Raw genomic sequence first — 12295 nt, 5'->3', positions numbered from 1 at the left:
GGGTACGATGACCACACGCTACGCCGTCGGCGTCGAATACGACGGCACCCATTACGCGGGCTGGCAACGCCAGCCCTTTTTTGCGTCCACCATTCAGGAACATATCGAACGTGCCCTGAGCCAGGTCGCCGCCGAAACCATCACCACTACCTGCGCCGGGCGCACCGACGCCGGTGTGCATGCTACCGCACAAGTGCTGCATTTTGACACCCGAGCCGAACGCAGCCCCTTCGCCTGGCTGGCCGGTACGAACCGCTACCTGCCTACCGACATCCGCCTGCAGTGGATTACCTCTGTTGCTGACGACTTCCATGCGCGTTACAGCGCCACCGCCCGCCATTACCGCTACCTCATCCGTCACCGTGCTCAGCCTAGCGCGCTCTGGGCGCAGCGCTGCCACTGGCACAAAAAGCCACTCGACTCCCTGCTCATGCACCAGGCCGCGCAGCCGCTCGTTGGCGAACACGATTTCAGCGCCTTCCGCGCCGCTGAATGCCAGTCCAAGACCCCGTGGCGCTGCATCCACCGCATTGACATCCGCGAAGCGCACGGCTGGATCGCGGTCGATATCAGCGGCAACGCCTTCCTGCACCACATGGTGCGCAATATCGTCGGCACCCTGCTTGCCGTCGGCGACGGACGGCAAAGTGGCGGCTGGCCCGCCGCCGTTCTCGCTGCCCGTGACCGCAAACAGGCCGGCATCACTGCCCCGGCACAAGGTCTCTACCTCAGCGGCGTCACCTACCCGCCTGCCTATCACTTGCCGCCCACCCCGCACGCCTGGATACCCGATGACTTCCCTTGATCTCATCCCATTGGCCGATGCCGACGCTATCCGCCACCTTGACCGCCTTACCTGCGAGCGCCAGCACATCAGCTCACTGCAACTCATGGAACGCGCCGCCAGCCGCTGCACCGCGCACCTGCTTGCCCACTACCCCGATAACCGCTACTGGACCATCGTCGCTGGCGCGGGAAACAACGGTGGCGACGGCCTCGCCATTGCCCGTCAACTGCACCTGCGTGGCCATTACATCACTGCATACCATCCGCAACACTGCCCGACCAGCCCCGATCACGCCGCAAATGCAGCCCGCCTTGCGCGCCTCATCCCCACATATGACCTCGCCGCTTACACCCCGCCCACACGCGGCATCCAGATTGATTCCCTCTATGGTGTCGGCCTGAACCGCCCGCTTGCTGCGGCCGATGCCGGCCTCATCCGCGCCATGAACCGCGCGGCGGTACCGACCATCGCCATTGACCTGCCTTCCGGTCTGCGCGCCGACAGCAGTAGTCCCGAACCCATCATCCGCGCCGTGCGCACCCTCTGTCTCGGTTGCCCCAAAGCCGCACTGCTCTGGCAAGAAAACGAAGAATACGTCGGCACCCTGGAACTCGTCCCCATTGACCTTGACCGCAATGCCCTCGCCGACACCCCCGTCGCCGCGCGTTGGCTCACTCCCGCCTGGCTGCGTGACCAATACCGCCCCCGCCGTCGCTTTGCGCACAAAGGCGACGCCGGACGCCTGCTTATCGTTGCCGCTAGCCGGGGCATGACCGGCGCCGCCATCATGGCCGCACAAGCCGCACTGCGTGGTGGCTGCGGCCTGCTCACCGCCCATTTGCCCGCCACATGCTGCAGCGCCTACCATGCCGCCGTCCCCGAATCCATGACCGACGCCGACGCGCATCCCGACCACAATACCCGCCTGGAGCGTGACATCCCTGCCGATGCCGTGCTCATCGGCTGCGGCCTCGGCACTCACTCCGACACCGCCGGCTTCATCGCCGACCTCAGCACGCGTTATCACGACCACGCCATCCTCTGGGATGCTGACGCCCTCAACCTTATTGCCCGTGATTCTGTCCTGCAACAACACCTGCCGCCGCGCAGCATCCTTACCCCGCACCCCGGCGAGTTTGCCCGCCTGTACGGCAAAGCGCTCGCCCACGACTGCGAACGCATCCCCGCCGCACAAACCCTCGCTGCCCGCCTCAACGCCGTCATCATCCTCAAAGGCAAATACAGCATCATCAGCGCGCCGGACGGCACCACCGTCATCAACCCGACTGGCAACGCCGGCATGGCCAAAGGCGGTAGCGGCGACGTCCTTGCCGGCCTCACCGCCGCCCTGCTCGCCCAAGGCTATGCGCCTTTTCCCGCTGCCTGCCTGGGCACCTACCTGCACGGCCTCGCCGCCGATCTCGCCCTGGAAACAAGCGCCATCAACAGCCTGACCGCCAGCGACATCATCGCCGCTATTCCCGCCGCCTGGCGCAGTATTGCCGTCGCGTCCGCTTGAGAGCGCCCTACATTTCTGCGAAATCAGGATAAAAACGAATAAACGCCTCGCGGTCGGCGTAGGACATCTGCGTACCGAGGTGGGTAACGGAATCGGTGGCGTAGTGGTTAGCGGCGGTAATGGCTCGTGCCACGTCGCCGGTTTTGACGTACACGGTGGCGAAGTAGCCGATAAAGGCATCGCCGGCGCCGGTCGTGTCTTTGGCGGTGACGTTGACCGGCGGGAAGTGTTGCCCATACTGTCTGCGACCAGCCACAAGGTACCGCGTTTGCCGAGGGTGACGATGACGTTCTCCACCCCCGTATCGCGCAGTGCCGCTGCCGCGTTGCGGATGTCGTCTGCTCTGTCCACCGGCATTCCGGTCAGCAGCGACAGCTCCGTTTCGTTTGGCACCCGGCAGCCGCCTGCACCACGGCGGCAATATCGGCCTGTACCGCCGCCCAGTCACCGTCTTTTGCAAGCCCGATGTTCATCACCATGTTCAGCTCATTGGCGTCGTTCTCCACTGCATCTGCTGCCGCAAAAGCCTTTGCGGCGGATGTGTCTGCTCCCAGCGGGAAGCCGATGATCGTGCAGACCTTGACCGCAGCACCCGCCAGCGCCGTTGTTGCCTGTGGTGCGAGCAGGGTGTGGTCAATATAGTGGGACAGCTTCATGTCCACCTCCATTGTGGACTGATAATGGCGCCACCATAGCACCAAAGACACCGCCAGGCGGCGCACAGGCAAAAACCCGCACGATAAAAATAAAAAAAGTTTACTATCACGGCCCGACATCAATCCAACAACAGGAGAAAACATCATCATGATGCCGACCGCCCCCAACGCTGACCAGCTCCGCGCCAGAATCCGCCTGCTTGCCAACCTGCTTGGCAAAACCATCGAGCGTCAGGCAGGCAGCGACACCCTGCAAACCATCGAATACCTGCGCCAGGGCTACATCGAAGAACGGCAAAACCCCAACCCGGAACGTCGTGCCGCCCTGAAACGCACCATCGCCGCGCTCGATGACGATCGCCTGAAAAACGTCATCCGTGGCTTCAGTCTCTACTTTGCCCTTGCCAACCTCGCCGAAGAAGACCTCCTGCGCCAGGAACGCGCCGTCGCACGAGAAACCGGCAGCCTGTGGGAAGGCTCCTTCCACCACACCCTGCAACAATGCCGCGATAACGACCTCTCCCCGGAACAAGTCGCCGAACTCATCACCCAGCTGCGCTTCATCCCCGTCTTCACCGCGCACCCCACCGAAGCACGGCGGCGCACCACCATGAGTATCCTGCAAAACCTTTACCGCCTCTGTGACCGCCTTGACCACACCGCTGAAAACAGTGCCGCGCGCGAACGCATCCTCAAAGAAGCGGCGGATCTCATCGACCTGCTTTGGGCGTCTGACGAAATCCGCACCCGTAAAACCCTCGTCTATGACGAAATCAACAACGGCCTGCACTACTTCAACGCCAGCCTCTTTCAGGCCATCCCGCAGACCTACCGCAACCTGCGCGAAGCACTGAACCGCATCTACCCCGAACTCAAAAACACCGTGCTGCCGCCGCTCCTGCGCTTTGGCTCATGGATTGGCGGCGACCGCGACGGCAACCCCTTCGTCACCTTTGAAACCACCGAACAGGCCGTGCTGATGCACGCCGACAACGTCCTGCGCTACTACAGCAAACAACTCAAACACTTGCGCAACCGCCTCTTGCACTGCGCCAGCATCACCGCCATAGACCCCGCCGTAAACGCGCGCAACGAACACTACGCCCGCCTTGGCGTTACCGTCTTCGAATACAACCCCGAAGACTACAGCAACGAACCCTACCGCCGCCTGCTCGTGCTGATGCGCGCCAAAATCCAGCACACCAACCGCTACATCCAGAGCATGGGCGCGGATAAAGCCGCCGCCGAGCACGCCTACCACAGCCCGAAAGACTTCCTCGACGACCTCATCCTCATCCGCGACGCGCTCAAACAGCACGATCCCGAACAGGCTGATGGCGACATTCAGGACCTCATCCGCCTCGTGCGCAGCTGCGGCTTCCACATGGCCTCGCTCGACATCCGCCAAGAATCCGTCTATCACACCAACGTCGTCGCCGACATCTTCGCGCATGCGCCCAACCTGCCGGACTACCACAGCCTCGACGAAGCCGCGCGCCTCGACATCCTGAACCGGCTGCTCGCCACCCCCGGCGCGCCGCTCATCTTCGAGAACAACCTCAGCGCCGAGACCCGTGAACAACTCGCGCTGATGCGCACCATCGCCCGCCTGCGCGACCTGGTCGGCCCGCACACCTTCGGCAGCTACATCATCTCCATGACCCACCACGCGAGCCACATCCTCGAAGTCCTCTTCCTGATGCGCTTCGCCGGCCTCTCCGGCCAAGACAGCGAAGGCCGGCCCTACGCCGCACTGCCCATCGCGCCGCTCTTCGAAACCATCGAAGACCTCAAGGCCATTGACAACATCCTGCCCGTCCTCCTTGACAACCCCGGCTACCGCGCCCTGCTCGCCACCCAGGGTGACACCCAGGAAATCATGCTCGGCTACTCCGACAGCAGCAAAGACGGCGGCATCCTCACCAGCGCCTGGCAACTCTACCGCGCCCAGCAAAACATCCTCGCCATCGCGCGCAAATACCACATCAAAACCCGCCTCTTCCATGGACGCGGCGGCTCCGTCAGCCGGGGTGGCGGCTCCACCCACCACGCCATCGCCGCCCAGCCGCCCGGCACCCTGCAAGGTGAAATCAAATTCACTGAACAGGGCGAAGTCCTCTACGCCAAATACGCCAACCCTGAAACCGCCGTGTACGAACTCACCATGGGCATCACCGGCGCACTCAAAGCGAGCAGTACCCGCTTCGCCAAAACCCCGCCCAGACTCGCAGAGTACGAAACCATCATCGAACGCATGGCGGATGCCAGCGAAAAAAGCTACCGCGACCTCACCGACCGCACCGACGGCATCTACCAATTCTTCGTGGACGCCACCCCGGTACGCGAACTGAGCCTGCTCAACATCGGCTCACGCCCGGCCCACCGCCGCAAAGGCACGCCGACCAAAGAAACCATCCGTGCCATCCCGTGGGTCTTTGGCTGGTCGCTGGCGCGCTTCATGCTGCCTGCCTGGTACGGCGTTGGCAGCGCGCTCTCTGCCATCCGCACCGAAGACCGCCCACTGATGGACGAAATGCGCGAACAATGGCCGTTCATTGACGCCTTCATCAGCAACATCGAAATGGCCTTCGCTAAAACCGAACTGGCAACCGCCGAAAACTACAGCCAGCTCTGCCCGGACGACACCTTGCGCGCCACCGTGATGCAGGCCGTCAAAGACGAATACCAAAAAACCCTGGACGGCCTGAACGGTGTGCTCAAGCAGCAGCACCTGCTCGAACACCAGCCGCGCCTTGCCGCCTCCCTGCGCTGGCGTGACCCCTACCTCGACCCGATTAACCACATCCAGATCGAGCTCTTGCGCCGCAGCCGTGCGAAAAACGGCGAAGACGCGGACGTGAACGACCCGCTCATCCGCTCCATCAACGCACTGGCCGCAGGCTTGCGCAACACGGGTTGAAATACTCCACACTCACCAAGAAAAAAGCAGGCGCAAGCCTGCTTTTTCATGCGCCGGACAGAGGGAGCCCAGATTTATGCAGTGCATAGTGATCGTTCTGCTATGGATTGAGAAAGCTCAGCAAGAGCAACAGGGCCCGAATGGCAGGCACGGGGGAGTAGCTGCTCCATGAAGCTGCTCGTTGGCTCGCGTTCGAGGTCGCAGCAGTAATCCGATACGACGGTTGGAACAGGCAAGGCAGGTAATGTGATACGGCGTAGTTGGTCTTGCACAGCAACGGTGATAACGCGGGGTAGGTACGTACCTTCGCGTTCAAGGCAGTTGTCGCGGTAACCAAGCAGTACACCGCTTTCTTACCTTAATTTCTGGGATTAGTATTATCTGCGCTTGAGGGTATTCCCTGATGGTCCGTGAGGGGAAATATTTTGATAAGTACCGGTTTTTACAGATAAAAAAAGCCCCTGATAGGGGCTGATAAGTGGGTGTGGAGGCTGGGGTCGGAATCGAATTTATCAAAAAACACCATAAATCTCATTAGATACGAATTTATATATCCTAGACGGTACTACATAAATTACTACACTTAATCATACGACGTATCGCGCGCGCACGCGCACGTATGGCAATGCACTCCCAAAAGTCTTGGGGGGTGTCGGGAAAAGTGTAATAACTGTAAAAAGTCGAAAAATCGCTTGCAACCATATAAAAACAAAAGGAAATCCCAGAACGTCAAAGTGTAAAAAAAGCGTAATTAAAGTGTAAGCAGATTACACTTTTTTTTGTAATTTGAGCGTCTATTAAAAACAATTACTTACGTCAGATTACACTTTTGATTACAAAAAATTACACTTTTTTGTAATCTCAAATATTCATTGATAACAAAAGGATAACCCCTCATAAAATGGGGCTTTACGGATATTACACTTTTCCCGCAACCCCCCTGCTTCGTTGGAGAAAAATCCAAAAAAAAAAGAGCCATATCGGCTCATTTTCGTCGCATCGTTGCTACTGCGATGCGCGTCGCTTTTCGGTGTGTTTGTTCGCCGCACGCCCCCGCTACGGGCGGCGGCTGACCGGGAAATCGCAAAAATGTGATACCCCCCACGAAGAGGCGGCGGGCGAGGGGCGGAGTTGAGCGCGCAGCGGCGGGTGTAGGTGCTGCTCATGATGGTGGTCGCCGGTAGGTGTGATGCGGTTTTTTAGATGAGAAATCTAACCTAAATGATAATCAAATTTTATGGATGGCTTATTTTTGCGCGCGCGGGAATGCACCTGCGACCGGACGAAAAATAAGAGCGCAAAAGATCCCCACAAATGCGGAATGTGGAAACGAACATACTGACTACACGCGCGGAGCGGCGTAAAGTGACAGGCCTGTCGCCCCCAGTGCGCTGGGCTGTTTTGCTGCCGTCTAATACGGCAAAGGCGCACGCGGGGCGGCAACCAAAGAGAAGACGGCGACGCCGCAGTGGTGGAACACCTCGCCGGATACCAGACCATCAGCGTCAAGACCACTCTCAACCAGACGGCGCGATACGAGGACAACCTCGTTTACAAATTCTGAACAAAAACAACGCCGGGCATCCCCGGCGTTTCCTGTTTTTCGTCCTCATTTGAGGCGACGCAAATCATGATGGTTCGGTTGGGTCGAGCGCCCCGATCTCATAGGCCTCGAAGGCGATGACCGCCTCGCCGAGCCAATCGTTGATTTGCAAAAACCGGTCCTGTAATGGCCTGACCTCATTGCGGGCAAACACCTTTGCCGCGTCTGAAATGCTGCCGAACCCACTACTGTTGGTCGGTACGATGCCAATCAGGTTCGGTGGCACACGGCAGGCGGCGAGTTGGTCGTCGCGCGACACCGCCTTGATGTTGAAAAATTCGTCTTTGGCGGCAACTTCGGAAATCGGCAGCAACTTGATGCCGTCCGGTTTGCCATTGGGCGCGTACAACAGCAAATTGCGGAAATTCCCCGGTCCTTTCGACAATTTCAATTGCTCCTGCAAGGTGTCAATATCCGCCTCATTGATATTTGCATCTGTCAAATACATGATATAGCCTGCGTGCGAGCCATTGCGGTAATAGCGCAGACGGAATTTGGTTGCAGCCTCATTGAGTAATGCCGACTGGATGGCGGGCAACCATTCCGGCACACCGTAAATTTCCTGATTCACATCCGGCTCGAATAAATGAAAAATTGAGCCTTTGGGGAAATCGTGAATGGCGTAGCCGCTGAAAAAATTAAGGTCGCGGATGATAAATCGGTAACGGTTATCGCGGCTGCGGCGAGTAAACTTTGCCGGGGAATGGCGCAAAGCCAATAATTTGCCGCTGCGCGCATACGAGCGCTCAAGATAGGCATTGCCAAACCACAAATAATCCATGATGAGTTTTGAAAATTCCTGTCGTGGCAATAATTCGTGTGGCTGGTAGCAACTGGTGAGGATGTTGGCCTTTGCCTGCAAGGCGCTGCGGATATAGAGCAGTGAATAATAATATTTGGCGTGCGCATCTATAGAATACGGCAATTCGTAATATTCACCATTAAAGGCACATTCAAGATACTGTAACAGCATCGCGCCGGTTACTTCGATTTCCTCGCCCGCCCATTGAAACGAAAACATCCGCTGCTTATCCGTAGACGCGGCTATTTTTTTACCTTTGAACATCAAATACTCCGAAAATTAAAAAATACGGGCAAAACCACGTTTGCCGGAAAAACCCGCCGTCGCAATCTCGCCGAGCGGGTCATTGATAAGCGCGTGCATCGTTGCCCATGCCAAATCCGCATGACCGGTGGTCGCGGTGCGGCTTGCCTTGTAAGTAACCTGCCGCCCGCTGCCTGTCTGCGCTTGGTGGATGGTCAAAAAGGCATGGGCAATATCTGTCCACCCCGCGTCCCATTGCAGACGACCGTGGTGGATGAGCTGCTTCGCTTTCAGCACCATTTCGTTTTTGGCCTCAACGGTGTAAATGATTTTCTTGGCGCGCGGATAAAACTGGCGCACCAAGTCATAAACTGCCTGCCCAATACCGGTGGCATCAATAGCAATATTGGCCACGTTATAAATGCTGCAAAATTCGCGAATCTTTTGCGCTTGCCCGTCAAAATCCAGACCGTTGAAACTCTGCTTATCCACAATGCGGAAAACCCCGCCCTCAACCCGTGGCGGTGCGATAACCACCAAAGAGGCATCATCCTGCGAGCGGCTGGGGTCGTAACCAATCCACACCGGCGCGTCATCGAGCGGGCGCGCGGCGAGCGGGGTGTAGTCCTTCCACAGCGTCCACGCATCAACCATGCAGCGCTGCAATTCCGCCATTTTGAAAATACTGTCCGTGTCATTGACGAATTGGCACATGAGCAAGTTTTCAAACTGCCCCGGCGGGAATTTAATCCGCAGTTTTTCCATCGTTACCCGATCGAAGCCGCTGTTAATGGCGTCCTCAATGGTAATTACTTGGCGGAAATAGCCATCCTCGCATAACCGCCCATCCTTGAGTGTCTTATGCGACACGTCCAAATCAATGTGTTCGGCTTTGGGGCGGCCTTTGTTGAATTCTGCTCCCGTCCATAACGGATAGGCCTCATGAGTAACGGTCGAGGGTGTAGAAAAATAAGTAATACGGCGGTCATCATGAACCGTCATCCCGGAAGCGACGTGTTGGATTTTCTTGAATTGTGGAATCCAGAAATATTCGTCAATGTACAAATCGCCGGAATACGATTGCGCTGTATTGGAGTTGGTACCGAGAAAATACAGGGTGGTGCTGGGCGATAACTTGATATGCTCACCCTTGAGCTGCACCCCTAATACCTCATCAACAAATGCAATAATATTGCTGCGGAAAATATGCGCCTGACTCTTGGACGCAGAAATAAAAATTTGATTTTTGCCCGTTTCCAGCGCGGTCAATAACGCTTCCTGCGCGAAATAATACGTTGCGCCAATTTGGCGGCTTTTGACGTATTGCCGCATCTCATACTGTTTCGAGTGCTCGTACCACGCCATTTGATGCGGATACATCCGCTCCCGAAACGCTCGCTTTAATTCAGCAACCATATCGGCATCAATCTTGCCAGAATTGCCACGCTCCTTCGCCTTTCGCCGTTTCCCCTCATTGCGGTTGCGCACATTGGGATTCAGGTCTGCCTCATTGCCGCCGTCCTGATAACGACCAATCCGTGCCGTCCGTTCGAGGATTTTGGCGAGTTTGTCCATTTCGTTGTAGTCCTTGTCGGATTTGTCATCTTTGGCGACGAGGACGGCGAGGCGCACGTCGATTTGCTCCTCAATACGGCGAGCGATGGGCGCCCTGTCCCACCCTTCGCGGGTTTTCCACGAGCGCACGGTGGTATCGGGGATACCCATTAGACGGGCGATTTCCGCACAAGTAAAACCCCGCCAGAATAAAAGGCGGGCATTTTTTTCAGGGGATAAATCAGGATGAAGCAAAGTAGTCATGCCGCGCATGATGGACAGGCGCGCACGCGGGCAAAAGAGCATTATTTCCACAATCCCGCATTGTGGAAACGCGCCGATTGAGTGCAGGAGCAAAGGCGACAACAATCGTGCCACCGAATCACCTGACCCGGAGAAAAAGTGAAATACCACATTGTCGCCACCGAAGGCGCAACCATTGACGGCCGCCACATCAACGGCGAACAGCTCGAACAAATGGCGAAGAATTACGACCCCGCCAAATACGGCGCGCGCATTTGGCTGGAGCATATCCGTGGCCTGTATGCCGACAGCGCTTTCCCGGCATTGGGCGACGTTACCGCCCTCAAAACCGAAAAAAACAGGGACGGCAAAACCGTCCTGCTCGCCGCGATTAACCCGACCCCCGAACTGGTGAAAATCAATCAGGCGGGGCAAAAGGTTTACACCTCGATTGAAATCAATCCGAGATTTGCCGATACCGGCGAAGCATATCTTGTCGGATTGGCTGTAACCGACAGTCCGGCCAGCACCGGCACCAGCCGCCTTTCCTTCAGCGCCATCCAAAAAGAGCCGGAACATTTGTTTTCCGATTATGTTCAGGCCGATTTGAGCGACGAGGAAAAACCGTCGCCCAGCATCATGGACAAAATCAGGGCGATATTTTCCAAACAGGAAGACGCGGAGAAAGACAACGGCAAACGGTTCGCCGGAATTGAAGAAGCCATTACCACCGTCGCCAATGAATACAGCGCGGGCAAACAAATATTGCAGGGCGAGATTGATGCGCTGCAAAGCCAATTTGCCGGGCTGCAAAAACAATTCGACGAATTAAAACAGGCAATGGATACAACCCCGGCCAATCCGCCCGAACCGGCGCAATTATTTGCTGCCCCGCGTCCCATTGCCAATGGCATGACCGACATCCAAACCGATTGCTAAGGACTACCAATGCACAAGCAAACCCGCGAACATTTCAACAAATTCCTGGACCGCATCGCAGAATTAAACCATGTTGCCGATGCCACACAGAAATTCAACGTCGAACCATCCGTTGAACAAAAATTGCTGGAAAAAATTCAGCAATCCAGCCCATTCCTGTCGCTGATTAACCACATTACCGTTGACCAACAAGAAGGCGAAAAAGTCTTCATTGGCGTCAATAGCACCATCGCCGGGCGTACCGATACCAGCGGTAATGCTGAACGACAAACACGCGACGTCAAAACATTGTCCAATGACAAATACCGTTGCGAGCAAACCAACTTCGATACGCATATTCGCTACAACACCCTCGACAGTTGGCGCCACCGTCCCGAATTTCAGTCATTGCTGCGCTTGGCGACCAGCAAACAGATTGCGCGCGACCGTTTGATGATTGGTTTTAACGGCACATCCGTTGCTGCCGATACTAATCGCACCACCAACCCGAAACTGCAAGATGTCAATATCGGTTGGTTGCAACAATTACGCGCACACAAAGCAAGCGCGGTAATGAATGGCAAAAAAATCGGCAACATTACCGGCCATGACTACAAAAACATTGATGCCGCCGTCTATGACGCCGCGCACGAACTGATTGAGCCGTGGTATCACGACGGCGAGCTGGTTGTCATTGCCGGGCGCAAACTGCTGACCGACAAATACCTGCATTTGATTGGCGACAGCGACAAACCGACCGAACGCCGCGCGCTGGAAAGTTTGATGGTCAGCCAATTGTTCGGCGGGCTGAAAACCATCGCGGTGCCATTCTTCCCGGACGACGCCTTCATGATTACGCCGTTGTCCAACCTTTCCGTCTATACGCAAGCCGGTTCGACCCGCCTGTATTACCTCGACAACCCGAAAAAAGACCGGATTGAGGAATACCGCAGCATGAATGAATGCTACGTCATTGAAGATTACGACGCCTGTTGTCTGGTCGAGGGCATCCTCGTCCCGAAAGCGGATGGCTCTGGATGGGAGTAAGAC

8 protein-coding genes and 1 pseudogene are annotated in these 12295 nt (G+C 56.8%); 5 read left to right on the top strand and 4 right to left on the bottom strand.

Annotated features, from left to right (window positions below; genetic code table 11):
• The first annotated feature begins 7 nt into the window (after positions 1-7).
• Positions 8-805, top strand: a complete 798-nt coding sequence (gene truA, locus DY250_RS09850) for a tRNA pseudouridine(38-40) synthase TruA (protein WP_115612144.1) — start codon at positions 8-10, stop codon at positions 803-805.
• Positions 792-2306: an NAD(P)H-hydrate dehydratase gene (locus tag DY250_RS09845; RefSeq protein WP_115612143.1), complete on the top strand. Its 1515-nt coding sequence runs from the start codon at positions 792-794 to the stop codon at positions 2304-2306. Before truA ends, DY250_RS09845 begins: the two co-directional genes overlap by 14 nt.
• Positions 2307-2313: 7 nt before the next feature.
• On the opposite strand, the pseudogene DY250_RS09840 reads toward DY250_RS09845, so the two are convergent.
• Both DY250_RS09840 and DY250_RS15130 read right to left on the bottom strand, forming a co-directional pair.
• Positions 2314-2663 (bottom strand): annotated as a pseudogene (locus DY250_RS09840) (PfkB family carbohydrate kinase).
• A gap of 5 nt (positions 2664-2668) precedes the next feature.
• Complete coding sequence (locus DY250_RS15130; RefSeq protein ID WP_245951101.1) at positions 2669-3112, bottom strand: hypothetical protein; 444 nt, start codon at positions 3110-3112, stop codon at positions 2669-2671.
• On the opposite strand from DY250_RS15130, the gene ppc reads away from it, so the two are divergent.
• Positions 3111-5882, top strand: coding sequence for a phosphoenolpyruvate carboxylase (gene ppc / locus DY250_RS09830; RefSeq protein WP_115612142.1), 2772 nt, complete (start codon positions 3111-3113; stop codon positions 5880-5882). The genes DY250_RS15130 and ppc overlap by 2 nt on opposite strands.
• Before the next feature lie 1628 nt (positions 5883-7510).
• Here the strand turns inward: ppc and DY250_RS09825 are convergent.
• Together DY250_RS09825 and DY250_RS09820 are read right to left on the bottom strand one after the other, a co-directional pair.
• Positions 7511-8551 carry a phage portal protein gene (locus DY250_RS09825; RefSeq protein ID WP_115612141.1) on the bottom strand — a complete coding sequence of 347 codons (1041 nt, stop codon included), beginning with the start codon at positions 8549-8551 and terminating at the stop codon, positions 7511-7513.
• Positions 8552-8566: 15 nt separating this feature from the next.
• Positions 8567-10537, bottom strand: coding sequence for a terminase large subunit domain-containing protein (locus DY250_RS09820; protein WP_245951100.1), 1971 nt, complete (start codon positions 10535-10537; stop codon positions 8567-8569).
• Between DY250_RS09820 and DY250_RS09815 the strand changes: the two genes are divergently transcribed.
• A complete protein-coding gene (locus DY250_RS09815) occupies positions 10487-11266 on the top strand; it encodes a GPO family capsid scaffolding protein (protein ID WP_115612140.1) in 780 nt (259 codons plus the stop codon). The two genes, DY250_RS09820 and DY250_RS09815, sit on opposite strands and share 51 nt — an antisense overlap.
• Before the next feature lie 9 nt (positions 11267-11275).
• Positions 11276-12292 carry a phage major capsid protein, P2 family gene (locus DY250_RS09810; protein WP_115612139.1) on the top strand — a complete coding sequence of 339 codons (1017 nt, stop codon included), beginning with the start codon at positions 11276-11278 and terminating at the stop codon, positions 12290-12292.
• The last annotated feature ends 3 nt before the right edge of the window (positions 12293-12295 follow it).

The organism is Cardiobacterium valvarum, from assembly GCF_900460955.1.
Classification (GTDB): domain Bacteria; phylum Pseudomonadota; class Gammaproteobacteria; order Cardiobacteriales; family Cardiobacteriaceae; genus Cardiobacterium; species Cardiobacterium valvarum.
The sequence above is the reverse complement of the archived record's forward strand: the minus strand, read 5'-3'. Positions and strand labels throughout refer to the sequence as shown.

Bases quoted from the DNA above. Each gene is read 5' to 3' on its own strand.
- truA (WP_115612144.1), top strand. From the start codon at position 8: ATGACCACACGCTACGCCGTCGGCGTCGAATACGACGGCACCCATTAC.
- DY250_RS09845 (WP_115612143.1), top strand. From the start codon at position 792: ATGACTTCCCTTGATCTCATCCCATTGGCCGATGCCGACGCTATCCGC.
- ppc (WP_115612142.1), top strand. From the start codon at position 3,111: ATGATGCCGACCGCCCCCAACGCTGACCAGCTCCGCGCCAGAATCCGC.
- DY250_RS15130 (WP_245951101.1), bottom strand. From the start codon at position 3,112: ATGATGATGTTTTCTCCTGTTGTTGGATTGATGTCGGGCCGTGATAGT.
- DY250_RS09825 (WP_115612141.1), bottom strand. From the start codon at position 8,551: ATGTTCAAAGGTAAAAAAATAGCCGCGTCTACGGATAAGCAGCGGATG.
- DY250_RS09810 (WP_115612139.1), top strand. From the start codon at position 11,276: ATGCACAAGCAAACCCGCGAACATTTCAACAAATTCCTGGACCGCATC.